Annotated in this window: 24 protein-coding genes; 10 read left to right on the top strand and 14 right to left on the bottom strand. The window is 57.2% G+C overall.

Annotated elements, in window-relative coordinates; all coding sequences use genetic code 11:
* Together OQV00_RS11770 and OQV00_RS11765 are read right to left on the bottom strand one after the other, a co-directional pair.
* The gene (locus OQV00_RS11770; RefSeq protein ID WP_004862518.1) at window positions 1-1,179 is read right to left on the bottom strand and encodes an efflux RND transporter periplasmic adaptor subunit; all 1,179 of its coding nucleotides are present in this window, start codon (window positions 1,177-1,179) and stop codon (window positions 1-3) included.
* Window positions 1,180-1,203: 24 nt separating this feature from the next.
* Window positions 1,204-1,659, bottom strand: coding sequence for a MarR family transcriptional regulator (locus OQV00_RS11765; RefSeq protein WP_004862520.1), 456 nt, complete (start codon window positions 1,657-1,659; stop codon window positions 1,204-1,206).
* 283 nt (window positions 1,660-1,942) lie between these two features.
* Here OQV00_RS11765 and OQV00_RS11760 point away from each other — a divergent pair, with 283 nt between their 5' ends.
* Window positions 1,943-3,562: a mechanosensitive ion channel family protein gene (locus OQV00_RS11760; RefSeq protein WP_123629015.1), complete on the top strand. Its 1,620-nt coding sequence runs from the start codon at window positions 1,943-1,945 to the stop codon at window positions 3,560-3,562.
* 41 nt (window positions 3,563-3,603) lie between these two features.
* Here the strand turns inward: OQV00_RS11760 and pcaC are convergent, their stop codons facing one another.
* The 6 genes from pcaC to OQV00_RS11730 are packed head-to-tail and all read right to left on the bottom strand — an operon-like array spanning window position 3,604 to window position 8,668.
* Window positions 3,604-3,993: a 4-carboxymuconolactone decarboxylase gene (gene pcaC / locus OQV00_RS11755; protein ID WP_004862525.1), complete on the bottom strand. Its 390-nt coding sequence runs from the start codon at window positions 3,991-3,993 to the stop codon at window positions 3,604-3,606.
* Complete coding sequence (gene pcaD / locus OQV00_RS11750) at window positions 3,983-4,750, bottom strand: 3-oxoadipate enol-lactonase (RefSeq protein WP_004862527.1); 768 nt, start codon at window positions 4,748-4,750, stop codon at window positions 3,983-3,985. Before pcaD ends, pcaC begins: the two co-directional genes overlap by 11 nt.
* A complete protein-coding gene (locus OQV00_RS11745; RefSeq protein WP_071359497.1) occupies window positions 4,740-6,092 on the bottom strand; it encodes a 3-carboxy-cis,cis-muconate cycloisomerase in 1,353 nt (450 codons plus the stop codon). Before OQV00_RS11745 ends, pcaD begins: the two co-directional genes overlap by 11 nt.
* 9 nt (window positions 6,093-6,101) lie before the next feature.
* The gene (gene pcaF, locus OQV00_RS11740) at window positions 6,102-7,304 is read right to left on the bottom strand and encodes a 3-oxoadipyl-CoA thiolase (protein ID WP_004862531.1); all 1,203 of its coding nucleotides are present in this window, start codon (window positions 7,302-7,304) and stop codon (window positions 6,102-6,104) included.
* A 10-nt stretch (window positions 7,305-7,314) separates the two neighbouring features.
* Window positions 7,315-7,971, bottom strand: coding sequence for a 3-oxoacid CoA-transferase subunit B (locus OQV00_RS11735; RefSeq protein ID WP_004862533.1), 657 nt, complete (start codon window positions 7,969-7,971; stop codon window positions 7,315-7,317).
* Between the two features lie 10 nt (window positions 7,972-7,981).
* A complete protein-coding gene (locus tag OQV00_RS11730) occupies window positions 7,982-8,668 on the bottom strand; it encodes a 3-oxoacid CoA-transferase subunit A (RefSeq protein ID WP_004862535.1) in 687 nt (228 codons plus the stop codon).
* Between the two features lie 167 nt (window positions 8,669-8,835).
* Between OQV00_RS11730 and OQV00_RS11725 the strand changes: the two genes are divergently transcribed.
* Window positions 8,836-9,642: an IclR family transcriptional regulator domain-containing protein gene (locus OQV00_RS11725; RefSeq protein ID WP_004862537.1), complete on the top strand. Its 807-nt coding sequence runs from the start codon at window positions 8,836-8,838 to the stop codon at window positions 9,640-9,642.
* Here the strand turns inward: OQV00_RS11725 and smrA are convergent.
* Together smrA and OQV00_RS11715 are read right to left on the bottom strand one after the other, a co-directional pair.
* Window positions 9,639-10,190: a DNA endonuclease SmrA gene (gene smrA, locus OQV00_RS11720; protein ID WP_266280408.1), complete on the bottom strand. Its 552-nt coding sequence runs from the start codon at window positions 10,188-10,190 to the stop codon at window positions 9,639-9,641. The two genes, OQV00_RS11725 and smrA, sit on opposite strands and share 4 nt — an antisense overlap.
* 97 nt (window positions 10,191-10,287) lie before the next feature.
* Window positions 10,288-11,199, bottom strand: coding sequence for a LysR family transcriptional regulator (locus OQV00_RS11715; protein ID WP_015584221.1), 912 nt, complete (start codon window positions 11,197-11,199; stop codon window positions 10,288-10,290).
* A 165-nt stretch (window positions 11,200-11,364) separates the two neighbouring features.
* On the opposite strand from OQV00_RS11715, the gene OQV00_RS11710 reads away from it, so the two are divergent.
* Genes OQV00_RS11710 through abgT form a run of 3 tightly spaced genes read left to right on the top strand, consistent with a single transcriptional unit; the run spans window position 11,365 to window position 15,705 of the window.
* Window positions 11,365-12,675 (top strand): M20 family metallo-hydrolase, encoded by a 1,311-nt coding sequence (locus OQV00_RS11710; protein ID WP_266280406.1) that lies wholly within the window; start codon window positions 11,365-11,367, stop codon window positions 12,673-12,675.
* Window positions 12,675-14,120 carry a M20 family metallopeptidase gene (locus OQV00_RS11705; RefSeq protein WP_015584220.1) on the top strand — a complete coding sequence of 482 codons (1,446 nt, stop codon included), beginning with the start codon at window positions 12,675-12,677 and terminating at the stop codon, window positions 14,118-14,120. The genes OQV00_RS11710 and OQV00_RS11705 overlap by 1 nt, the downstream gene beginning before the upstream one ends.
* 58 nt (window positions 14,121-14,178) lie before the next feature.
* On the top strand, window positions 14,179-15,705 hold the full coding sequence (abgT, locus tag OQV00_RS11700; protein ID WP_266280404.1) for a p-aminobenzoyl-glutamate transporter: 1,527 nt from the start codon (window positions 14,179-14,181) through the stop codon (window positions 15,703-15,705).
* 353 nt (window positions 15,706-16,058) lie between these two features.
* Here abgT and OQV00_RS11695 read toward each other — a convergent pair whose 3' ends face one another.
* The gene (locus tag OQV00_RS11695) at window positions 16,059-16,325 is read right to left on the bottom strand and encodes a hypothetical protein (protein WP_004862550.1); all 267 of its coding nucleotides are present in this window, start codon (window positions 16,323-16,325) and stop codon (window positions 16,059-16,061) included.
* Window positions 16,326-16,462: 137 nt separating this feature from the next.
* On the opposite strand from OQV00_RS11695, the gene ogt reads away from it, so the two are divergent.
* From ogt to uspE, 3 genes are all read left to right on the top strand, one after another.
* Window positions 16,463-16,978, top strand: a complete 516-nt coding sequence (ogt, locus tag OQV00_RS11690; protein ID WP_004862553.1) for a methylated-DNA--[protein]-cysteine S-methyltransferase — start codon at window positions 16,463-16,465, stop codon at window positions 16,976-16,978.
* A gap of 195 nt (window positions 16,979-17,173) precedes the next feature.
* Complete coding sequence (gene fnr, locus OQV00_RS11685) at window positions 17,174-17,926, top strand: fumarate/nitrate reduction transcriptional regulator Fnr (RefSeq protein WP_004862555.1); 753 nt, start codon at window positions 17,174-17,176, stop codon at window positions 17,924-17,926.
* Window positions 17,927-18,064: 138 nt separating this feature from the next.
* Window positions 18,065-19,015 (top strand): universal stress protein UspE, encoded by a 951-nt coding sequence (uspE, locus tag OQV00_RS11680; protein WP_266280402.1) that lies wholly within the window; start codon window positions 18,065-18,067, stop codon window positions 19,013-19,015.
* Between the two features lie 138 nt (window positions 19,016-19,153).
* Here the strand turns inward: uspE and OQV00_RS11675 are convergent, their stop codons facing one another.
* The 3 genes from OQV00_RS11675 to pntA all read right to left on the bottom strand — a co-directional run bounded on the left by OQV00_RS11675 (window position 19,154) and on the right by pntA (window position 22,419).
* Window positions 19,154-19,342, bottom strand: a complete 189-nt coding sequence (locus OQV00_RS11675; protein WP_004862559.1) for a YdiH family protein — start codon at window positions 19,340-19,342, stop codon at window positions 19,154-19,156.
* A gap of 148 nt (window positions 19,343-19,490) precedes the next feature.
* Window positions 19,491-20,879 carry a Re/Si-specific NAD(P)(+) transhydrogenase subunit beta gene (gene pntB / locus OQV00_RS11670; RefSeq protein ID WP_004862561.1) on the bottom strand — a complete coding sequence of 463 codons (1,389 nt, stop codon included), beginning with the start codon at window positions 20,877-20,879 and terminating at the stop codon, window positions 19,491-19,493.
* A 10-nt stretch (window positions 20,880-20,889) separates the two neighbouring features.
* Window positions 20,890-22,419, bottom strand: a complete 1,530-nt coding sequence (gene pntA / locus OQV00_RS11665; protein WP_004862565.1) for a Re/Si-specific NAD(P)(+) transhydrogenase subunit alpha — start codon at window positions 22,417-22,419, stop codon at window positions 20,890-20,892.
* Window positions 22,420-22,941: 522 nt separating this feature from the next.
* On the opposite strand from pntA, the gene ydgH reads away from it, so the two are divergent.
* A complete protein-coding gene (gene ydgH / locus OQV00_RS11655; RefSeq protein ID WP_004862568.1) occupies window positions 22,942-23,892 on the top strand; it encodes a DUF1471 family protein YdgH in 951 nt (316 codons plus the stop codon).
* Between the two features lie 178 nt (window positions 23,893-24,070).
* A complete protein-coding gene (locus OQV00_RS11650; protein WP_004862570.1) occupies window positions 24,071-25,453 on the top strand; it encodes an amino acid permease in 1,383 nt (460 codons plus the stop codon).
* Window positions 25,454-25,481 lie beyond the last annotated feature (28 nt).

Genomic DNA, 25,481 nt, shown 5'->3' with positions numbered 1-25,481 from the left:
TTAACGGGCGCCGGCGGCTACCGTTTTGCTGTTGTCATGAAGGATTTTAGCCACCAGTTTGTCCGCTTCTGCCAGCGGGTTTTGATACACATCGGTGGTGAAACGCGGGCTGCTAACGGTTTGCTGCGGCAGCAGGTGCCCGTCAGCGTCGCGAATATCGACGCTAACGTTCATCGACAGGCCGACGCGCAGCGGGTTTTTCTGCATATCATGGGGATCGAGCACGATACGGACCGGCAGACGCTGGACAATTTTGATCCAGTTACCGCTGGCGTTCTGTGCCGGCAGCAGCGAGAAAGCGCTACCGGTGCCAATGCCCAGGCTCTCGATGGTGCCGTGATACTCAACATCATCGCCGTACAGATCCGCGCTGAGCGTGACTTTTTGTCCGAGGCGCATCCCCTTCATCTGGCTCTCTTTGAAGTTGGCATCCACCCAGACTTCGTTCAGCGGCACGATAGCCATCAGCGTCGTGCCGGAATCAACGCGCATGCCAAGCTGCACCGCCCGCTTCGCCACATAGCCGCTGACCGGAGCCACGATGGTGCTGCGGGAGTTGTCGAGATAGCGCTGACGGAGGGTGGCGACGGCACTTTTAATTTCCGGGTGGCTATCGATTACGGTGTCATCCACCATGGCCATATTGGTGCGCAGCGCTTCCTGAGCGGCCAGAAGATCGCTTTGCGCGCTGGTGACCGCATCGCGGTAATGCGCCAGGTCTTCCGCGGCGATCGCCCCGCTCTGGAAGATTTTCTGCCGCCGCGCATAGTCGTTTTGCGCCGTTTGCAACGCCACTTTTTTTGCGGCGACCTGGGCGCGGTAGTTATCCGCGGTGCTGTACAGGCCGCGAACCTGGCGAACGGTATTCGCCAGACTGGCCTCCGCCTGCTGCAGCGCAATTTCGGTATCGCTGGGGTCGAGCAGCACCAGCGGCTGCCCCTTCTGCACGAAGTCGCCTTCATCCACCGTCACCTGAGTGACCGTACCGCCAATCTGCGGGGTGAGCGTCACCTGGTTACCATTGACATAGGCATCGTCGGTCGTTTCATAGTAGCGGGCGTACAGCAAATACCACGCCACCCCGCCTCCGGCGGCGAGAAGCAGAATAATCAATAAAATAATAAAGTTTCGTTTGCGCTTGCTGCCGCGCTCAGCCTGTTGTACCGCAGTGGTTTCCATCTTGTCAGGACCTTTTTGAATGCATTAGCGATGAGGGGCGACGATCTCGTCTGGTAACATTTTGGTCATCAGATCGACCAGCTGTCGGGATTCATCGGGAGTCAGTCGGGCGGTGAGTTCGCTGATGATCGACACCAGCGCTTCATTGACAAAGCGCTCGCAAATCAGCAGCCCTTTGTCGGTCAATGCCAGAATCACCTGGCGTTTATCCTGTGGATTTGGGGAGCGGCTGATCAGCTCACGCTTGACCATTCGATCCACCATTCGGCTCATGGCGCCAGCGTCCATGACCAGGTTTTTACTGATCTCGACCGGGCTGTTAAAGCCTTTATAAATACTGATCAGCACCTTGAACTGCGCGGCGGTAATGTCCATGCCGGAGAAGTGCTGGCTAATCAGCTGGTCCTTGAACTGGTTAGCCAGATGGATCAACAAACCTAAGTGAAATCTATTGTTAATAATACCCGGATGGTTACTCATGATATTTGCCTGGTCAGTAATTACAATTGAAACTACTGACCAGGCATCTATTTGTCAACGCAGTGTCAAGAAGATCGCACATTTTGTCAGCACAAAAGCCACCGCTCAGCACATTGTGACGCGGCCCCCGACGCCGTTTGCCGGCCTCGTCCTCGATATTCGCGGCCTGTCCGCCGCGCTTGTATTCGCTTATCGCTGGTCTATGCTCAAAGCAGGGCCTGGTCAGGGAGTGCCGTTGACCACCTGAAAAATAACGATAATTCTCTTTTTTTGGGTGCTGCATATGAACAAGATACAGGCGTTTTTTTTAGCCGCCCTCGCGCTATGCCTGGCGTTCCCCCTTTCGGCGGCAGAACCGCGCCAACAGCCCACAGAACGTGAACAGGCCCGTACGGTAAAAATTTTCCACCAGCCGATTGTGATGTTACAGGCGACCTTCGGCCAGACGACGCCCGAAGAGCGGGTGCTGCGGATTCGGAATACGCTACGTGCTTTTACCGAGGCGGATATCAGCCAGCCGCTGCAGGTTGTTCCGGTCACGCGCTACAGCCTGCCGGGTCGTTTGTTCCTTATGAACGGTAAACCCATTATGTTGCTGAGCCAGGCCGACCTCGACGAAGGTGACGACCTGACCCTCGACCAGGCCAGCCAACGGGTTCTCGCCCGTATGGAGGCACAGCGCAGTGCGCTTCGTGAACAGTACAACACCCCCTACCTGGCGCTGGCGGTGGTTAAAGTGGTGGCCGGGGCGCTGCTGTTGGCCGCCTTTTATTACGTCGCCTGGCGCTCGTGGCGTCGGGTTCGCCGCTATTTTCTGCTGCAGATTCTGCAAAAGCGCGGCTGGATCCCCCAGAGCTGGCGGCGGTTTCTCGGCAATATCGAAACCAGACTCTATGCCCTGCTGATGGTCTTGCTTGGTACGGTGGCGCTCTATGCCTGGCTAAGCTGGGCCTTCGGCCTGTTCCCCTGGACGCGCGTGTGGAGCGAATCGCTGGGAGAGTGGTCGGTGCGCGTCCTGCAGGAGATTGTGCTGTCGATAGTCTCGGCGCTACCCGGCCTGCTGATTGTTCTGATTATCCTGCTGATCACCTGGTTTATTATCCGTCTGGTAAAACTGCTGCTCAGTCAGGTGGAAGCCGGTCGTCTGCAAATTCCGGGTCTGCATCCGGAAACGGTAGGCGCGACGCGTAAACTTATCTCGGTGGTCATCTGGCTGTTCGCCCTCTCCGCCGCTTACCCCTTTTTGCCTGGCGCCAACTCGCTGGCTTTTAAAGGCATTAGCGTCTTTTTCGGTCTGATGTTAACCCTGGGATCGGCGGGAGTCATGAACCATGCCATGAGCGGTCTGGTGCTGATTTACTCGCGCGCGCTGCGCAAAGGCGATGTGATTCGGATTGCCGATAATGAGGGTAAGGTCAGTGAAATTGGGATGCTGGCCACCAAAATCGTCACCCGGGAAAACTATATCGTGACGGTGCCAAACGCCGTAGTAGTCAGCGGAAAAATCACCAACCTCAGCGCCCAAAACAGCGAAGCCGGCCTTAATCTGACCACCGGCGTCACCATCGGCTACGACACGCCGTGGCGACAGGTTCAGGCGATGCTGGAACTGGCGGCCCGCCGCGCGCCGGGTATCGACCACCGCCAGCCGCCGCTGGTGCGTCAGCTTGGCCTGATGGACTGGTACGTCTCCTATGAGCTGCAGGTCCTGCTACTGGCGGATACCTCGCTGGCCGACGGGCGTACCGCACTGCATAGCAATATTCAGGATGTATTTAATGAATTTGGCGTGCAGATCATGTCGCCGAACTTTGTCATGCAGCCGAAGGGAACCGTGATGGTGGCGAAAGAGGACTGGTACGCCGCGCCGGCGGCGCAAGACCCGCAGACAACAGAGGGATAAATCACGATGCTGGCCGGTAAAGACCGGCCAGCAGAGCCGCATCAGGCCGGTTTCCCGTCCAGCTCATCAAACACCTGCTGCGCAAGATGCATCGTGGCATTGGCAGCAGGCAGCCCGCAGTACAGCGCCGAGTGCATAATCAACTCTTTCAGCTCATCGCGGGTCACGCCATTATTAAACGCCGCGCGCAAATGCATTTTCAGCTCCGCTTCACGGTTCAGCGCAATCAGCATGGCGATAGTTATCATGCTGCGGGTATGGTGATCCAGCCCCGGTCGGGTCCAGGTTTCTCCCCACGCATAGCGGGTAATGAAATCCTGAAACTCGTCATTGAGCGGCGTCAGATTGTGCAGCGTGCGCTCGACATGGGCATCGCCCAGCACTTTGCGCCGAACGTTCATGCCCTGCTGGTAACGGGTTTTATCGTCCACGATCGCCCTCCTGCAAAAAAGCCAACAGCGCCGCGCTAAAGGCCCCCGGCGACTCGATGCTGGACAGATGTGAGGCGGAAACCACCACCACCTGCGACGCGGGGATCTGCTGATGTAAAAAATGCGCATCGGCAACGGTAGTGACAGGGTCACTTTCACCGGCAATAATCAGCGTCGGCACGCGAATTTGTCCGACTTCGCTGCGTAAATCGGCTGCCGCCAGCGCTTCGCAGCACTCGGCATACCCTTCGGCATTGCTATGGGTCAGCTGATGGCACAGCGCCTCAACCACCTCCGGCGCCTTCTGACGGAAGGCGTGCGTGAACCAGCGGTCCGCCGCACCGGCGGCCACCACGTCCATTCCCTCCTGGCGCACGGCACGCGAACGGGAAAGCCAGCTGGCCTGATCGCCAATCCGCGCCGCCGTGTTGGCCACCGCGATACCGTAGAAACGATCCGCGGCAAAACGCCCCAGCCATAGCCCGGTCAGGCCGCCCATCGAGATGCCGCAAAACCAGGCTTTGGCGATATTGAGATGATCGAGCAGCGCAATCACATCTTCCCCAAGCTGCGCCAGCGTGACCTTGCCCGACTTTTGGGTTTTACCATGGCCGTGGGTGTCATAGCGCAGCACGCGGAACCGTTGGGTTAAGGCCGCCATCTGCGGCTGCCACATTGCGCGGGTGGTCCCGAGCGAGTTAGAAAGCACAATGACCGGCGCGCCTTCCGGCCCGTCCAGCTGATAATCAAGGTTCATTACGTTGCTCCTTGTAACGCGCCACGACCTGGCGCACAAAACGTTCGGCGCTGCCGGTGGCCGTGGCCGGATCCAGCAGCTGCGTTAAACGGGGGGGCGAAAGATGCTGACTGACCAGCGGGTCGTTCTCCAGCAACGCCTGCAGCGGGCGGGATTCGTCGATCGCCTGGCGGCACAGCGCCTCAATACGGTGATGGGCATCGGCTTTGCCAATAAACGCCGCCAGCGCCAGCGTCACCGCCTCGGCCATAATCAGTCCGTGGGTTATCTCCAGGTCGGCCCGCATTTTCTGCGGGAAGACCTGCATATCGCGAACCAGCGCATCGCTTTGCGCCAGTGCCCCACCCACCAGCATAATCAGCTCCGGGAGGGTCTCCCATTCCGCCTGCCAGCCGCCAAGGGCGCGTTCATGCTGCTGAATCTGGCCGGCGTAAAGCGTCGCCACCAGTCCAGGCGTGCGCTGGGCCGCGGTTAAAATCGCGCTACAGGCGATTGGGTTGCGTTTGTGCGGCATGGTCGACGATCCGCCGCGCCCTTCCGCAACCGGTTCGCTGACTTCCGCCACTTCGGTTTGCATCAGCAGGGAAAAATCGTTCGCAAATTTGCCCAGCGTGCCGCACAGTCCCGCAAACCAGGCCCCCACTTCCAGCAACCGGTCACGCTGACTGTGCCACGGCGTATCCGGCAGAGTCAGCCCGAGCAGGCTGGCAAGCGCCGCCGCAACCGGCGATGCGTCGGCCTTTAGCGAATCCAGGGTACCCGCCGCGCCGCCAAACTGCAGCACCAGCACCCGCGGACGCATCTCCCGCAAACGCTGCTGCCAGCGCAGCAGCGCATCAAGCGTCCCCGCCAGCTTCAGGCCAAAGGTGACCGGCAGCGCGTGCTGCATCCAGGTACGACCGGGCATTACCGTGTTCTGATAGCGTTCAGCCTGGGTGGCGAAGCCGTCAATCAGCTGTTGCAACAGGCGTTCCGTTTCGTCCAGCGCGCCGCGCAGCTGCAAGACCAGCCCGCTGTCGATGGCATCCTGGCTGGTCGCCCCCCAGTGAACGTAGCGTGCCGCACCGGCATCCTGCGTCTTCACCCGCGCGGTGAGCTGCTTCACCAGCGGAATCGCCAGGTTGCCCGCGCTGGCGGCAGCCAGCCCCAGGGCCGGAAAATCGATGGACGAATGCTGGCAGGCGCTGACGATGGGGGCGACAGCATCCTGCGGCACGGTGCCGCAGGATGCCTGTGCGCGGACCAGCGCCGCTTCAAAATCCAGCATCCCCTGCACCCGCTGCGCATCGCTAAACCAGGCGGTCAGCGGACTGCTGCGCAGCATGGGGGTCAACAAACTCATGTTGGCTCCTTAAACACGTTCAATAATCAGCGCAATACCCTGACCGACACCAATACACATGGTACACAGCGCATAGCGCCCACCGGTACGACGTAGCTGATACGCGGCGGTCATCGCCAGACGACCACCCGACGCCCCCAGAGGGTGGCCCAGCGCAATGGCGCCGCCGTTGGGATTGACGTGGGGCGCATCGTCGGCCAGCCCTAAATCGCGGGTCACCGCCAGCGCCTGCGCGGCGAACGCTTCATTCAATTCAATGACATCCATTTGCTCCAGCGTCAGCCCCGTTTGCGCCAGCACTTTACGTACCGCCGGAGCCGGACCGAAGCCCATAATACGTGGCGCCACGCCCGCCGTCGCCACGCCGACGACCCGGGCCAGGGGGTGCAGATCGTTGGCCGACAGCGCCGATTCGCTGGCCAACAGCAAGGCACAGGCGCCATCGTTCACCCCGGAGGCGTTCCCCGCGGTCACCGAACCGTCCGGACGCACTACCCCTTTGAGTTTCGCCAGCGCTTCCGCAGTCGTGCTACGCGGGTGTTCATCGCGAGTAAACAGCAGCGGGTCGCCTTTACGCTGTGCGATAGAAACCGCGATCAGCTCATCAGCAAACCGTCCGGCCTCCTGCGCCGCGGCGGTGCGCATCTGGCTGCGCAGCGCAAAGGCGTCCTGATCGGCACGCGAAACGGCAAAATCAGCGGCGACGTTCTCGGCGGTCTCCGGCATCGAGTCGACGCCGTACAGTTCTTTCATCCGGGCGTTGATAAAGCGCCAGCCGATCGTCGTATCTTCAATCTTCATGTTGCGGCTAAAGGCATTCTCCGCCTTACCCATCACAAACGGCGCGCGCGACATGCTCTCCACGCCGCCGGCGATCATCAACTGAGTTTCGCCGCTTTTGATGGCCCGCGCTGCGACGCCGATCGCATCAAGACTGGAGCCGCACAGCCGGTTAATGGTGCTACCCGGCACCGTTTGCGGGAGTCCGGCCAGCAGCAGCGCCATACGGGCAACGTTGCGGTTATCTTCCCCGGCCTGGTTTGCGCAGCCGTAAATCACATCATCAATGCGCGCGGGATCGAGGCCCGGGTTGCGCTCCAGCAGCGCTTTCAGCGGCAGAGCGGCCAAATCATCGGCGCGCATTGTCGCCAGCGTACCAGCAAAACGTCCGAACGGTGTACGCACCGCATCACAGATAAATGCCTGATTCATCATAGGTTCCTTATGCGCTTTCCGCCAGATGTTCAAAGGTCAACGCCACCGGAGTGATGCGCTGCAGCTCCTCAAAAGAGAGGCCGTTGAAAATTTCTCGTACCACCGGACCGGCCGGGGTGATGTCAATGACCGCCAGGTCGGTGTAGATCCGGCTGACGCAGCCCACTCCGGTGAGCGGGTAGCTGCACTGTTCAACCAGCTTACACTCGCCGTCGCGGGTCAGGTGATCCATCATCACAAACACCTGACGTGCGCCGATGGCCAGATCCATCGCCCCTCCCACCGCCGGGATCGCGTCCGGTGCGCCGGTGCTCCAGTTGGCGAGATCGCCGCTGGCGGAGACCTGATACGCCCCGAGTACGCAAATGTCGAGGTGGCCGCCGCGCATCATGGCGAATGAGTCGCCGTGATGGAAAAAGCAGCCGCCTTTGAGCAGGGTCACGTACTCTTTCCCGGCATTAATCAGCTCCGGATCTTCTTCACCCGGCTGCGGCTTACCCCCCATCCCCAGCAGGCCATTTTCACTGTGCAGAAAGACCTCTTTATCGCTCGGCAGATAGTTGGCGATGCGGGTAGGTAAACCGATGCCCAGGTTGACATAGGCCCCTTCCGGGATATCGCGCGCCACTCGCTGGGCCATTTCATCGCGGGTTAGTTTTTGCATAGTTGGCTCCTCAGGCGCGTTGTGCGGTGGTCAGATGTTCCAGCGAGAACACACGCTGGACGAAAATCCCCGGGGTGATCACATTTTCCGGGTCAAGGTCTCCAAGACTCACCAAACGGGAGACTTCAACGATGGTGGTTTTTGCGGCGGTGGCCATAATGGGGCCGAAGTTGCGCGCCGCTTTGCGATACACCAGATTGCCCCAGCGGTCGGCCTGGTGCGCTTTGATCAGGGCAAAATCGGCCTTGATCGGGTATTCGAGGACGTAATGACGACCGTCGATTTCGCGGGTCTCTTTGCCTTCAGCCAGCGGCGTGCCGTAACCGGTCGGCGTAAATATCGCGCCCAGGCCGGCGCCGGCGGCCTGGATTCGCGCCGCGAGATTACCCTGCGGGACCAGTTCCAGCTCCACTTTGCCGCGGCGATAAAGATCGTCAAAAATCTGTGAGTCAACCTGGCGCGGGAAAGAACAGACCATCTTTCTCACGCGTCCGGCCTTCAGCAGTGCCGCCAGGCCAACTTCACCGTTGCCCGCATTGTTGTTGATAATGGTGAGGTCGCGGGCACCCTGTTCAATCAGGGCGTCAATCAGGTACGTTGGCTGACCGGCGGGACCAAAACCGCCGATCATGATGGTCGCCCCGTCGTGAATCCCGGCGATGGCATCACTTAGCGTCGACACGCTTTTATCAATCATCAGGTCGCTCCTTTACGTGCGGTAATCGCACTTTTATGCGTTGTTCGCACAAAATGTGACCCGCTTAACGATGTTGGTCAAGGGCGATAATCGAAATATGGTGCGATAATCGAACATCGTATATCTTTAGCGAAAGAATGTGATCGACGGCAAATATGGAGAAAAAAATGGAGAAGCATCCAGACGATTTACTGACGGGCGACAGCGATCCGTTTAAAGGCGATCCGAACTTTATGGCCTCGCTGGCCCGCGGGCTGGAAGTGATTCAGGCCTTCACCCCGCAGCGCCCGGTCCTGTCTATCTCGCAAATCAGCCAGAAGACCGGTATTCCGCGCGCGGCGGTGCGCCGCTGCCTGTACACGCTGGGGAAACTGGGATTCGTCTATGCGGAAGATGGCAAAAACTTCCAGCTGCGCCCGCGTATTCTGGCCCTCGGCCACGCGTGGCTAGCCTCCACGCCGCTGGCGCGTTCGGCGCAGCCTGTTCTTAAACACCTGAGTGAAATGCTGAACGAATCCTGCTCGATAGCCACCCTCGATGGCGACGATATTCTCTACATTGCCCGCGCCTCCAGTTCGCGGATTATGACCATCGATCTGGATATCGGCAGCCGCCTCCCGGCCTGGGCGACCTCGATGGGGCGCGTGCTGTTAAGCCATCTGCCGGAAGAGAAGCTGAACGATATGCTGGCGCGGGTGACGATGATTCGCTACACCCCGCAAACGGTGGATTCGGTGAACAAGCTGCGCGCGGAGCTGAAGCGCGTCCAGCAGCAGGGCTACGCGCTCAACGATCAGGAGCTGGAAATGGGACTGCGCTCGCTGGCGGTGCCTTTGTTCAACCCGCAGGGCCAGATACAGGCCGCGCTGAACGTCGGCGTGCATGCCGGGCAGGTCTCCACTCGCGACATGCTGGAACGGGTTCTACCCGAGCTGCAAAAAGCGGCTCGCGAGCTGACGCTGCTGCTGCGCTAGCGGCTGCGTTTGGCGTGGCGCTCCCAGTTCTCCTGTTTCGCCTCGGCGGATTTGCGCAACGCGACGTAACACGCTCCGCTGCCGCCATGCTGTGCCGAGGCCGCGCAGAACGCCTGTACCTCGGGCAGTTCGACCAGCCAGCGCGCCAGATAGCTACGCACGATATTAGCGTGCGCGTTATCTTCCCGCCCTTTTCCGTGGACGATCAGCAGATTGCGCAACCCCTCCTTTTGCGCCTGCACGACAAAGGCAAACAGCATTTGCCGGCACTGTTCGACCGGACGGCGCAACAGATTCAGGCTGGCCTGCTGGTCATATTTCCCCAGACGCAGCTTATCCAGCACACCGTTTTGCAGCCCTTCGCGTTTAAATTCCAGCGGCAGAATATCGAGATAGCCGGTGGTGAGAAAATTATCGAGCTGCAGGACATCAAGACGCTGCGTCGGGCGCGGGTTGCGTTCCGGATGCCAATGAACGTCATTGCCGCGCTTCAGAGGCTGAACGTCCTCCATGGCGCCAAGAAATAGCGATTTGTCGTCAAGATTCATGTGCACTCCTCCGGCTGCTACCGGAGGCTACTATAGCCGCCGCGCCCCGCCGCCTCAATGCGTTTATCGACAACCGGCGACAATTTGCCCTGCCGGCTCAGGCGGGAAACTGGTGGCGACTTTGTCGGCGAAACTGGGTAATCAGCGAGGCCGTTAACGGCGTCTGCCGCGAGTCGCGGCGCTGGATCAGATAATAGGTCGCTTTCGGTAACGTTTCGCTCACCTTGATCATCACCAGCTTGTCGGCAATCATCGGGTCGCTGCCCAGCTCAACCGGTAAGATACTCAGAAAATCACTCTGTACCACCAGACTGATGCAGGAAGAGAAGGTTTCGCACACGATGCCGACATGCGGGATCTGCGAACGGTGGCTAAACAGATCCTGCAGCTGCTTAAAGTAGCTGCCGCGCGGGGTTGGCATGGTCCAGCTGTAATGCAGCAGTTGTTCAATCGAGGTCGCCTGGGTTGCGGGATGCCCGGCGCGGGCGAAGACCGCAAACGGCTTTTCGAACAGTTTCTCAAAGCTGAATTCATGATCGTAAGGGCCGGGATAATAGGTATTGATGGTGAAATCGAGCTCCCCCTGCCGCAGTTCGTTGATCATCGACAGCAGCTGACCTTCCATGATACGCACCTTCACCAGCGGGTGCTGCTGATGAAAACGACAAATCACCGAGGGCATCAGCGAGCGCGCCACGCTGGCTCCAAGACCAATATTGATCTGCCCGGTCAACGCCCCCTGGCGCTGCAACAGATCTTCCTGCGCCGCCCGCAGCTCCTCAAGAATCAAACTGGCGTGCTGATAAAAACTTTCGCCATTCTCGGTTAACGATACCCCCTGGCTGCGGCGCACGAACAGCTGGGCGGACAGCCCCTCTTCCAGCTCTTTAATGGCCTTGGTCAAAGCCGGTTGCGATAACGCCAGCGTCCGGCTGGCACCGCGAATACTGCCCTGACGCGCCACTTCAACGAAGGCACGAATTTGGTGAAATTTAATCTGAAAAGACATCGCCGTAGTGATAACCATTGTTTATCAAACAGAAGAAAATGGCATCTACTGTAATGCAAAGCGTTGTGGCAACGTAAGAATGCGCTGCTGAAAAACCCATCAGCGATAAGTAAAAGCTATCACACCGTGAACCTCATCACATTTTTAAATATGACAGGACAGGTTATGCCGTTACTCAATGAATACATCCGTCAACTGCTGCCAGAGATGACGCAATGGCGTCGCGATTTACACCATTATGCCGAGTCCGGCTGGGTCGAGTTCCGCACCGCCAGTAAAGTTGCAGAGCAGTTGCATCAGCTGGGCTACGACCTGACCCTGGGCCGCGAAGCGGTCGATGCCGATAGTCGGATGGGATTACCGGATGAGATCACCCTGGCCAACGCCTTTCAGCGCGCCCGTGAGCAAGGTGCGCCAGAACCGTGGTTGAGCGCATTCGAAGGCGGCTTCACCGGTATCGTCGCCACGCTGGATACCGGGCGTCCCGGCCCCACTCTGGCCTTTCGGGTCGATATGGATGCCCTCGATCTGAATGAAGATACCGACGGCCGCCACCGCCCGTTCCGCGAGGATTTTGCCTCCTGTAACCCTGGGATGATGCACGCCTGCGGACATGATGGTCATACGGCCATCGGCCTTGGCCTGGCCCACGTTCTGAAACAGTATGCCGATCGGCTGCACGGCGTGATCAAGCTGATTTTCCAGCCTGCGGAGGAAGGTACCCGCGGCGCGCGGGCAATGGTCGCCGCTGGCGTGGTGGATGATGTCGATTACTTTACCGCTATTCATATCGGTACCGGTGTCCCGGCCGGTACCGTGGTGTGCGGCAGCGATAACTTTATGGCGACCACTAAATTCGACGCGCTATTCACCGGCGTTGCGGCCCACGCCGGAGGTAAACCGGAAGACGGGCGTAATGCGCTGCTCGCCGCGGCGCAGGCGGCGATTGCTCTGCACGCCATCGCGCCGCATAGCGCCGGCGCATCGCGGGTCAATGTCGGCGTGATGCAGGCGGGCACCGGGCGGAACGTTGTCCCATCCGGCGCGCTCCTGAAGGTGGAAACCCGCGGCGAAACGGAAGACATTAACCGGTATGTGTTTGAACGCGCGCGGGAGGTTATCCACGGCGCTGCCGCGATGTACGGAGCCAGCGTCGAGCTGCGCCTGATGGGCGCGGCGACCTCCAGCGCACCGTCCCCGGCGTGGGTACACTATCTGCGCGAGCAGGCGGCCCGGGTGCCCGGCGTGGAGCAGGCTATCGACCGTATTGCCGCCCCTGCCGGCTCAGAAGATGCCACCCTGATGATGGCCCGGGTTCAACAGCATAATGGTCTGGCCTCGTATATGGTTTTTGGCACGGAACTCAGCGCCGGTCACCACAACGAACAATTCGACTTTGATGAGAACGTGATGGCCATCGCCGTGGAAACTCTGGCCCTCACCGCGCTCAATTTCCCCTGGCAGCGAGGTGTGTAATGGAGGCCCTCTACCGCTACGTTGATGAGGTGATTACCGCCCGCGCCGGCGAGTTGACCGCTATCGCCGACGCCATCTGGGATCACCCGGAAACGCGCTTTGAGGAGTTCTGGTCAGCCGAAAGGCTGGCGCTCGCCCTTGAAGCAGAAGGTTTTGAGGTCTGCCGTGAGGCCGGCGGGATCCCCAACGCCTTTGTCGCCAGCTACGGCAGCGGAAAGCCGGTGATTGCCCTGCTGGGTGAATATGATGCGCTGGCCGGGCTTAGTCAGCAGGCGCAGTGCGCGTATCCTGCTGCCGCGACGCCTGGGGCGAACGGCCACGGCTGTGGTCACAACCTGCTGGGCACCGCCGCACTGGCCGCCGCCATTGCCTGCCGGAGCTGGCTGGTGCAGCACGGCGGTTGCGGGACGATTCGTTTCTACGGCTGTCCGGGGGAAGAAGGCGGTTCCGGCAAAACGTTTATGGTGCGCGAAGGCATGTTTGACGATGTGGACGCCGCGCTGACCTGGCACCCGGAAGCCTACGCCGGCATGTTCAGCACCAGCACGCTGGCCAACATTCAGGCCGCGTGGCGTTTCAGCGGCACCGCGGCTCACGCCGCCAACTCGCCGCATCTGGGGCGCAGCGCGCTGGACGCCGTCACGCTGATGACCACCGGCACCAACTTCCTCAATGAGCACATTATTGAGAAAGCACGCGTCCATTATGCCATAACCGACAGCGGCGGCATTTCCCCCAACGTGGTACAGGCTCAGGCGGAGGTGCTCTATTTAATCCGCGCGCCGGAGATGGCGGATGCGCAGCAAATCTATGCCCGCATCGAGAAAATCGCCCAGGGCGCGGCGCTGATGACTGAAACGTCGGTCACCTGTCGTTTCGAGAAGGCCTGCTCCAGTTATTTACCTAATCGCACGCTGGAGGCGGCGATGTATCAGGCCGTGTGCCACTACGGTACACCGTCATGGAGCGAGGCGGATCGCGCGTTTGCCGACGACATTCGTGCCACGTTAAGCGAGAACGACCTCAACAACAGCCTGAGAAATATCGCCGGCACAGGCGGCGAAGAGGGCAAACGCTTCGCCCGTCGCCACCGGGAAACGGTGCTGATCGATGAAGTCGCCCCCTGGGCTGCGACGGATACTATCCTGGCGGGATCCACCGATGTGGGCGACGTCAGCTGGAAAACCCCGGTCGCCCAATGTTTCAGCCCCTGTTTTGCCGTCGGAACACCGCTGCATACCTGGCAACTGGTGAGCCAGGGCCGCACGGCCATCGCCCATAAGGGGATGCTGGTGGCCGGAAAAGTGCTCGGCGCCACGGCGATCCGCCTGCTCACCGATGGTGCGCTGCTGCAAGCCAGTCAACAAGAACTGGCGCAACAGCTGGCTGAAAAGCCATATCACTGCCCGATCCCGCAAGGCGTGACACCGTCACCTTTAAAATAAAAACAATCATTCACGCACTAAACACCACAACTAACACAACAACGACTGAGGAATGCCCATGAGTATGTCATCCATACCGTCGCCTTCCCCCAACGGGAAGCTGTACAGCTGGGTTGAAAAGATCGGTAACAAGGTTCCACACCCTTTTTTGCTGTTTATTTATCTTATCGTGGTGCTGGCGGTAACCACCGCCGCGCTGTCGGCCTTTGGCGTGGCGGTGATCAACCCGACGGACGGCTCCACCGTGGTGGTCAAAAACCTGCTCAGCGTCGAAGGGTTACACTGGTTTTTGCCAAACGTCATCAAGAACTTCAGCGGGTTTGCACCGCTGGGGGCGATTCTGGCGCTGGTGCTCGGCGCTGGACTTGCTGAGCGGGTGGGACTGCTGCCGGCGCTGATGGCCAAAATGGCCTCGCACGTCAGCGCGCGCTACGCCAGCTATATGGTGCTGTTTATCGCCTTTTTTAGCCACATCTCATCCGACGCCGCTCTGGTGATTATGCCGCCGCTAGGCGCCCTGATGTTTCTCGCCGTTGGCCGCCACCCGGTCGCGGGCTTACTGGCGGCGATTGCCGGCGTCGGCTGTGGGTTCACCGCTAATTTGCTGATTGTCACGACCGATGTGCTGCTCTCGGGCATCAGTACCGAGGCGGCAAAAACACTGGATGGCTCGCTGCATGTCAGCGTTATCGACAACTGGTATTTCATGGCCAGTTCGGTCATCGTTCTGACCCTGGTTGGGGGGCTTATCACCGATAAGTTGATTGAACCGCGGCTGGGAAGCTGGGAAGGCCGCAGCGAGGACAGACTTGAGGCGCTGACGGCGGAGCAACGCTTCGGGCTGCGGGTTGCCGGTATCGCGTCATTGGTTTTTATCGCTCTGGTCGCCATCATGGTCGTGCCGCAGAACGGTATTCTGCGCGATCCGGTCAGCCATACGGTGATGCCCTCTCCCTTTATTAAAGGCATTGTGCCGCTGATTATTTTTTTCTTCTGCTTCGTCTCGCTGGCCTACGGTATTGCCACCGGGAAAATTCGTCGTCAGGCGGATTTGCCGCCGTTAATGATCGAACCGATGAAAGAGATGGCCGGGTTTATCGTCATGGTGTTCCCGCTGGCCCAGTTTGTTGCCATTTTTAACTGGAGCAATATGGGTAAATTTATGGCCGTGGGGCTGACTGATTTGCTGGAGCAGGCGGGAATGAGCGGAGTACCGGCTTTTGTTGGCCTGGCGCTACTGTCGGCATTTCTCTGTATGTTTATCGCCAGCGGCTCGGCAATCTGGTCCATTCTGGCGCCGATCTTTGTGCCGATGTTTATGCTGCTCGGGTTTCATCCGGCCTTTGCCCAGATACTGTTCCGCATCGCGGATTCGTCGGTCCTGCCGCTGGCGCCGGTATCGCCGTTTGTCCCGCTGTTTCTTGGCTTCCTGCAACGCTATCGCTCAGATGCGAAACTCGGTACTTATTATTCACTCGTCCTGCCCTATCCTCTGATATTCCTCGTCGTGTGGCTTCTGATGCTGGTGATATGGTACTGGCTGGGTTTACCCATCGGCCCGGGAATTTACCCGCGCCTGTCCTGATAAAACCGGGTGGCCAGAGCCTGGTCACCCTCCGCTGCGCGCGTGACGACACGCATCATCGCGTGATCGCGTGGAGAGAAGCGTTCATCTCCAGACTTTTTATAATATCAGCCTTGTCGTCTGCGCCGCATTTTTCGTCACCCGAGGTTGTCCTGCGACATTCTTAAAGATGCCGTTTTTTTAAATGCATCTCTTTCAGCATCTTATATACCGACTCAATCGCAAGAGAGACAGCGTTTAACAATAAACTACTGATAATCAAGATTAAAAGTCCTGTCAGCATATATTGCATATCGATACCTCTAATGGTTATAAAAAAAAGCCAACACCGGGGTGCTGGCAAAATAATTGACTCAAGGAATGCCTGTATATTTATTCGCGGCGCCGGGTGCCTCCCGATGAATTAGCCAGTTCTTACTAATCCGCGTGCGTATGACAAACTGCAGAGAAAAATGAACTGAACGCTCCTCCGCACAGGGGAATTCGCCGCCGAATAAAAGTAACAAAAACCCGTCACACCCGCGCGGCGTAATTAATACAAAAATAAACATCACCGCAGACGGTATCTCCGCGGTTTTATCCGTCTCAGCAGCCGTATGCAGATTGAAATCGCGCGTCATTTCTTCCCCCGGTTCCCGGCCTTTATCCGCACAGCGGTGGATTATCTTTCAGGAGTATAGTTGGCGGAACGGCGTGCGTGATATCTTGTCAATATCACGCAATAGTTATCTTGCTAATCAGGTAACAAGGAGAAATGATGCTGGTACTGCTTCAGGACAAAATCGACACCCCGCTGGGGCCGTTATGGATTCTTTGCGACGAGCAGTTTCGCCTGCGCGCCGTGGAGTGGGACGAGCATAGCGACCGTATGACGCAACTGCTTGATCTGCACTATCGTCATGAAGGTTATCAACGCATCGATGCCCGCGATCCCGGCGGACTGAGTCGCCAACTTGACGCCTACTTCGCCGGCGATCTCAGCGTCATTGAGACGCTGCCGACGGCAACGGCAGGCACCCCCTTTCAGCGTGAAGTCTGGCAAGCCCTGCGCACTATTCCCTGCGGTCAGGTGATGCATTACGGCCAGCTGGCGGAAACGCTGGGGCGTCCTGGCGCGGCGCGTGCGGTCGGCGCGGCCAACGGTTCAAACCCGGTCAGTATTGTCGTGCCCTGCCACCGCGTGATTGGGCGAAATGGCACCATGACCGGCTATGCCGGCGGCGTGCAGCGGAAAGAGTGGTTATTGCGCCATGAGGGGTATCTGCTGCTTTAACGCTACGTGCCTTTTATCGGAAGCATCAGGTAACTTTACAATATGCTTCCGACCAACATTGCATTGGTTATCAATGAGATAAAAGTGATAAAAGCTTTACCCTTTTAATATTACGTGTTTCACGGGTTCGAGGCTTACCTGCTCACCAAAAAGATGTTAAAATTGACCAATATCAATTAAGGCTTGAGCAGACTTATGATCCCGGAAAAGAGAATTATACGACGCATTCAGTCTGGCGGTTGCGCAATCCATTGTCAGGATTGCAGCATTAGTCAGCTTTGCATCCCTTTTACTCTGAACGAGCACGAGCTTGATCAGCTGGATAATATCATCGAGCGTAAAAAGCCAATCCAGAAAGGGCAAACCTTATTCAAAGCTGGCGATGAGCTGAAATCTCTGTATGCGATTCGTTCGGGCACCATCAAAAGCTATACCATTACCGAACAAGGTGACGAGCAGATTACCGGCTTCCACCTGGCGGGTGATTTGGTTGGCTTTGATGCCATCGGTACCGCGCTGCATCCGAGCTTTGCACAAGCGCTGGAAACCTCAATGGTCTGCGAAATCCCTTTCGAAACGCTGGACGATCTTTCCGGTAAAATGCCCAATCTACGCCAGCAAATGATGCGGCTGATGAGTGGCGAGATCAAAGGCGACCAGGACATGATCCTGCTGCTGTCTAAAAAGAATGCGGAAGAGCGTCTGGCGGCCTTTATTTATAATTTGTCCCGTCGTTTCGCGCAGCGCGGTTTCTCGCCTCGCGAATTCCGCCTGACGATGACCCGCGGTGATATCGGCAACTATCTTGGTCTGACCGTCGAAACCATCAGCCGTCTGCTGGGGCGTTTCCAGAAAAGCGGCATGCTGGCGGTAAAAGGCAAATACATCACCATCGAAAATAGCGACCTGCTTGCTCAGCTCGCTGGTCAGGCCCGCAACGTCGCCTGATCCTCTTTGTCCCTCCGCCAGATCGCTCATTTTTTTTCTGATTTGTTGATCTGGCCAGGGTCATCCCCTGTTTCATTTCATCCATATAGGTTATCTTTTTAAAGACAGACTGTGGTTACAGTTGTAAGGAGACCCTGTATGGCCAAGTATCAGAACATGCTGGTAGTAATCGACCCCAATCAGGACGACCAGCCTGCATTGCGGCGTGCGGTGTATCTACACCAACGGATTGGTGGACGCATCAAAGCCTTTTTGCCGATCTACGATTTTTCCTATGAGATGACAACCCTGCTGTCGCCCGACGAGCGGACGGCGATGCGCCAGGGCGTTATCAGCCAACGTAGCGCCTGGATCAAAGAACAGGCCCGGTTTTATATTGAATCCGGCGTTCCCATTGAGATTAAGGTGGTGTGGCACAATCGCCCCTTCGAAGCCATTATTCAGGAAATCCTCAGCGACAAACACGATTTGCTGCTGAAAATGGCGCACCAGCATGACAAGCTGGAGGCCGTTATTTTCACCCCAACCGACTGGCATCTGCTGCGTAAATGCCCATGTCCGGTCTGGATGGTAAAAGATCAGCCGTGGCCGGAAGGCGGCAAAGCGCTGGTGGCCGTCAATCTGGCCAGCGAAGAAAATTACCACGACGCGTTAAACGAAAAACTGGTTAAAGAAACCCTCGAACTGGCGGACCAGGTCAACCATACCGAAGTCCACCTGGTGGGCGCCTACCCGGTAACGCCGATTAATATCGCTATCGAACTACCTGATTTTGACCCCAGTATCTACAACGATGCCATTCGCGGTCAGCATTTGCTGGCCATGAAGTCCCTGCGGCAAAAATTCGGCATTGATGAAAACCGCACCCACGTTGAAAAAGGCCTGCCGGAAGAGGTCATTCCTGACCTCTCTGAACACCTGCAGGCGGGGATTGTGGTTCTGGGCACCGTCGGGCGCACCGGGCTGTCGGCGGCCTTTCTCGGCAATACCGCCGAGCAGGTTATCGACCATCTGCGCTGCGACCTGCTGGTTCTCAAGCCTGAGCAGTACAAAACGCCGGTTGAAATGGATGACGAGGACGACGATTAATCGATCGCGGATTGATGCTGCGTAAAATACGTTCCCCTGCTTCGGCGGGGGATTTTTTTAGGTATCCACTCCGGCAACGGAAAAAACAAAGGGCCTTTCGGCCCCGTCATCGACAACACATAGACAGCAACAATGCTTTTAATGGATACCTAAGCGCCAGGCATGATCGATCTCTTCTTTCAGCTCGCTGGAAGAGAGCGACATCAAATCCGCAAATTCCAGCTCAAGAAGTTTGAATTTTTTCAGGTACTGCGCGGGGGTTAATGCTGTTGGGTCGCGACGCAGAAACTCGATTGCCATTTGCGCCGGGGTTAATTCGGTATCCATAATATCCTCAGAGTGATGAAAAAACAGGCTTAGTATAGCACTCCGGGCTGACGACTTTATGAGCAATTCATGGCCTTGCTGTATATATAAAAAAGCCGTCTCAGCAGAGACGGCTTCAGAATCAAACATTATTTAGGACGGCAAACCATTACAACGCTTTGAGAATTGCGTCGACGCTGGCTTTCGCATCGCCAAACAGCATGTGGGTGTTCTCTTTGAAGAACAGCGGGTTCTGAACGCCGGCATAACCTGTGTTCATTGAACGCTTAAAGACCACCACATTTTGCGCTTTCCACACTTCCAGCACCGGCATGCCGGCGATCGGACTCTTCGGATCGTCCTGCGCCGCCGGGTTAACGGTGTCGTTGGCGCCGATAACCAGCACGGTATCGGTATCGGTGAAATCGTCGTTGATCTCATCCATTTCCAGCACCACGTCATACGGCACTTTCGCTTCCGCCAGCAGTACGTTCATGTGCCCAGGCAAACGTCCGGCAACCGGATGAATACCAAAGCGCACTTTGATGCCGCGAGCACGTAATCTTTCGGTGATTTCCGCCACCGGATACTGTGCCTGCGCGACCGCCATGCCGTAGCCCGGGGTGATGATCACCGAGTGCGAGTTTTTCAGCATTTCCGCGGTATCTTCGGCGCTGATTTCACGGTGTTCGCCTACTTCTTCATCGCTGCCGGTAGAGGAACCATCGGTACCAAAACCGCCGGCAATCACGCTGAAGAATGAGCGGTTCATCGCCTTACACATGATGTAAGACAGAATCGCACCCGACGAGCCCACCAGCGCCCCGGTCACAATCAGCAGGTCGTTGCTGAGCATAAAGCCCGCCGCTGCCGCTGCCCAGCCCGAGTAGGAGTTCAGCATTGAGACCACGACCGGCATATCTGCCCCGCCGATCGAAGCCACCAGATGCCAGCCAAAGGCCAGGGCAATGACCGTCATCACCAGCAGCGCCAGAACCTGAGTTCCTGTGCTGTCGGTGCGAACAAAGGCCACCAGCAGCAGGAAGGAAACCACCAGCGCCGCCAGATTCAGCTTATGGCGATGCGGCAGCATCAGCGGTTTAGACGAAATCTTGCCGCGCAGTTTGCCAAAGGCCACAATCGAGCCGGTGAAGGTCACCGCACCGATAAAGATGCCGAGGAACACTTCCGTCAGGTGAATATTCACCAGGATCTGTTCCATACCCGCTTCGTGATACAGGTAGCTGTTAAAGCCTACCAGCACCGCGGCCAGGCCCACAAAGCTGTGCAGCACGGCAACCAGCTCCGGCATTTCGGTCATTTCGACTTTCTTCGCCAGGCGAATACCAATCGCGCCGCCGATAACCATCGCCAGGATGATCCACGCCACGTTGCCGGTATCCGGCCCGAGAATGGTCGCCAGCAGCGCGATAGCCATCCCGGCCATCCCGAACAGGTTACCCTGCTTCGAGGTTTCGTGCTTTGACAGCCCCGCAAGGCTAAAAATAAACAGAATAGCGGCAACAATGTATGCAGCTGTAACTAATCCTCCAGACATGTGCTACCCCTTAGTTCTTGCGGAACATTTTCAGCATGCGCTGAGTAACGGTGAAACCACCAAAAATATTAATGCTGGCGATCAGCACCGCGATAAAACTCAGGAAGCTGACCCAGCCACCGTGGCCGATCTGCAATAACGCTCCGACAACGATAATCCCTGAAATAGCGTTGGTCACCGACATCAGCGGCGTGTGGAGCGCATGAGAAACGTTCCATACCACGTAATAGCCCACCACGCAGGAGAGCGCGAAGACGGTAAAGTGACCGAGGAACTCTTTCGGCGCCACGTTGGCAAGCCAGCCAAACAGAATAATCGCCAGCGCCATCAGCGCGTATTTACGCCACGGTGAGGTCGGTTTTTCTGCTTCTTTCGGCGCATCAACAGGCTTCGCCGCAGCCTGCGGCTGGGCAGAAACCTGAATCGGCGGCGCCGGCCAGGTCACTTCGCCCTCACGAACCACCGTCACGCCGCGAACCACGACGTCGTCAAAATCGATGGTGATATTGCCGTCTTTCTCTTTGCACAGCAGCTTCAGCAGGTTGACCAGGTTAGTCCCGTACAGCTGCGAGGACTGTGTCGGCAGACGGCCCGGCAGGTCGGTATAGCCGATGATCTTCACGCCGTTGGCGGTAGTCACCACTTCGCCAGGAACGGTGTATTCACAGTTGCCGCCGTTCTGCGATGCCAGGTCGACCACCACGCTGCCCGCGGTCATGGAGTCAACCATTTCACGGGTAATCAGCTTCGGCGCCGGTTTACCCGGGATCAGGGCCGTGGTGACGATGATGTCCACCTCTTTGGCCTGCGCGGCAAACAGCGCCATTTCGGCTTTAATAAAGGCTTCCGACATCACTTTGGCGTAGCCATCGCCGCTGCCCGCCTCTTCTTTAAAGTCCAGCTCCAGGAACTCGGCGCCCATACTCTGCACCTGTTCTTTCACCTCTGGACGCGTATCGAACGCACGGACAATGGCGCCGAGGCTGTTCGCCGCGCCGATGGCCGCCAGTCCGGCGACGCCGGCGCCAATGACCATGACCTTCGCCGGCGGAACTTTGCCGGCAGCGGTGATCTGACCGGTAAAGAAGCGACCAAATTCGTGGGCCGCTTCAACAATCGCCCGGTAGCCGGCAATGTTGGCCATCGAGCTGAGCGCATCCAGCGACTGGGCGCGAGAAATACGCGGCACTGAATCCATCGCCATCACGTTGATATCGCGAGCCGCTAATTTCTGCATCAGCTCAGGATTTTGCGCAGGCCAGATAAAGCTCACCAGCGTGGTGCCCGGATTGAGTAATGCAATTTCATGTTCTTCTGGTGCGTTCACCTTCAGAATAATGGATGACTGCCAGACTTCAGCGGTGTCTACAACTTCTGCACCCGCCTGAGCAAAGGCTTCGTCATCGAAACTTGCCAGATGACCCGCGCCGCTTTCAACGGCAACGGTAAACCCGAGTTTTAGCAGCTGTTCCACCGTTTTCGGCGTGGCAGCGACGCGGGTTTCATTGGCAAACCGTTCTTTTGGTACCCCGATACGCATAGTTTTCCCTTCCATCGGTTTTTGATGATGGTTTTTCTTTTCTTACAGACGACGGTTAAGCGGCAAAACATGCCGTTTCTTTTCCATTGACTGAAAAAATGAAACAGTAACAAACTTTTTATAACCTACTGAAAATAGCGATTGTGATCTACTGCGATAAAACAGAAATTTTGATTTTATTGGTAAAACGCATCGCGAACCGTGTCAGGCAGCAATATTTACCTTAAATTTATGGTCAGGCCTGATAAATCGCTTAACTGATGCAGTAATACGCCATTAATCGCCAGCAAGAACATAACATTAACATTACGTTAACTTATAAAAGTGGTATTGATTATCAATTTTGCTGGTCAAGCGGCTGTTTTTTCAACATATCAGAAATTGTTATATTATTGTGAAGCACGTTTCGGGCGGTAAGCAAAAAATGACGCAGACAGTGACTCCTTTTAAATGCAATAATCGAGCGTTATCAGTCAACAACAATACCAGTACATGGTTTGCGCAAGGCAAAGGATTATTTTTATGAAGCTTAAGAACTCACTCCTGGCGTCTGCTCTCCTGGCTACGACAGCGTTGTCAGCCCATGCAGCGACCGAGCTGACTCCGGAGCAGGCGGCGGCGCTAAAACCCTACGATCGCGTAGTGATCACGGGCCGTTTTAATGCCATCGGCGATGCGGTAAAAGCCATGTCCCGTAAAGCGGACAAAGATGGCGCGGCCTCATTTTATGTTGTCGACACTTCTGATTATGGCAACAGCGGCAACTGGCGCGTAACGGCAGACTTGTATAAAGACAATGCCCCGCAGGCGGATGCCCCGAAAAATCGCGTCATCAATGGCGTCATGGAGTTACCAAAGGATCAGGCCGTCGAACTTGAGCCTTTTGATACCGTGACCGTGCAGGGCTTTTATCGCAGTCAGCCGGAAGTGAATGATGCGATCACTAAAGCGGCGAAAGCCAAAGGTGCCGCCTCCTTCTTTATCGTCCGTCAGGTTGATGCCAACCAGGGCGGTAATCAGCGTATTACTGCCTATATCTATAAAGCCGATGCCAGAAAACGCGTTCTGCAGAGCCCGGATGCGATCCCGGCCGACTCTGAAGCCGGTCGCGCGGCGCTGGCTGAAGGCGGCACCGCTGCGAAAAATGTTGAAATCCCAGGCGTTGCCACCACGGCAGCCGTCGGTTCCGGTACCGGCGTAGGTCGTTTCTTCGAAACCCAGTCATCAAAAGGTGGACGTTACACCGTCACGCTGCCGGATGGCACCAAAGTCGAAGAAGTGAACAAGATTACCGCGGCCCAGATGGCGCCGTTTGACAGCATCAAGTTCACCGGCAATTACGGCAACATGACCGAGATTTCTTACCAGACCGCCAAGCGCGCGGCGAAGAAAGGGGCGAAGTACTACCACATTACCCGCCAGTGGCAGGAACGTGGCGGTAACATCACCATCAGCGCAGACCTGTATAAATAATCGTATTGGCACTGTGTAAAAAGGCGGCAATATGCCGCCTTTTTGTTTTTTTTCATCCGCCACCATTGCATGCGCACAAGACACTCCGTAAAATCCCGCGCCTTAGCGTAATCCTCCATTTTTATGCGATTTCGCCAAATAAATATCCTTGATTCACTGCCGTCACCTCGGGAATACAATGGAAAAGAAACTGGGCCTCAGCGCCTTGACCGCACTGGTACTGAGCTCAATGCTGGGCGCAGGGGTGTTCAGCTTGCCGCAAAACATGGCGGCCGTCGCCAGCCCGTCGGCGCTGCTGATTGGCTGGGCAATCACCGGCGTGGGGATTTTATTCCTCGCCTTCGCCATGCTGCTGTTGACCCGCATTCGCGCCGATCTTGACGGCGGTATCTTCACCTATGCCCGCGAAGGTTTCGGTGAACTCGTCGGTTTTTGCTCCGCCTGGGGCTACTGGCTGTGCGCGGTGATCGCCAACGTCTCGTATCTGGTGATTGTTTTTGCCGCGCTCAGCTTCTTTACCGATACTCCGGACGCCATTATTTTCGGCAACGGGAATACCTGGCAGGCGATCGTGGGCGCGTCGGTCCTGCTGTGGGTGGTGCACTTTCTGGTCCTGCGCGGCGTCCAGACCGCCGCAGGCATTAACCTGATCGCCACCCTGGCCAAGCTGATCCCACTCGGTGCATTTATCATCCTCGCCGTCATCGCCTTTCGTCTGGAGACGTTCCGCCTTGATTTTAGCGGTCTGGCGCTCGGCGTACCGGTCTGGGAGCAGGTGAAGAACACCATGCTGATCACCCTATGGGTGTTTATCGGCGTGGAAGGTGCGGTCGTGGTTTCCGCGCGGGCGCGCAATAAACAGGATGTCGGCCGCGCTACGCTGCTGGCGGTCCTTTCCGCACTGGTGGTTTATCTGCTGGTGACCCTGCTCTCTTTAGGCGTGGTCGCCCGTCCGGAACTGGCCGAAATGCGTAATCCGTCGATGGCCGGCCTGATGGTGAAAATGATGGGCTCATGGGGCGAAGTAGTGATCGCTGCCGGGCTGATTATTTCCGTGTGCGGCGCCTATCTGAGCTGGACCATTATGGCGGCAGAAGTTCCCTGGCTGGCCGCGACGCATAAAGCATTTCCGCGCCGCTTCGCCCGGCAGAATAAAAACAACGCCCCGTCGGCCTCGCTGTGGCTAACCAATATCAGTGTTCAGCTGTCGCTGGTGCTCATCTGGCTGACAAAGTCTGATTACAATACGTTATTGACCATCGCGTCCGAGATGATTCTGGTGCCCTATTTCCTCGTGGGCGCCTTCCTGCTGAAGATTGCTGTACGCCCGCTGCATAAGGCGGTGGGTGTCGGTGCATGTATTTATGGCTTATGGTTATTATATGCATCCGGCCCTGTGCATTTATTGTTGTCAGTGGTACTTTACGCTCCGGGTCTTCTGGTTTTCCTGTACGCTCGCCGTACGCACCAGCACGATCGCATGCTCAAACGCCGTGAATTAGCCTTAATTGGTTTTTTGCTGGTTGCCGCTGTACCGGCAACGTGGATGCTGGTGGGGTAAGCGGTCGCCCTGCTGCTGAACTCAAAGG

The sequence above is a fragment of the Klebsiella sp. DY2415 genome, assembly GCF_026314315.1.
In the GTDB taxonomy this organism is placed as follows: domain Bacteria; phylum Pseudomonadota; class Gammaproteobacteria; order Enterobacterales; family Enterobacteriaceae; genus Klebsiella; species Klebsiella ornithinolytica.
This window is presented reverse-complemented; position numbering and strand designations above follow the sequence as displayed.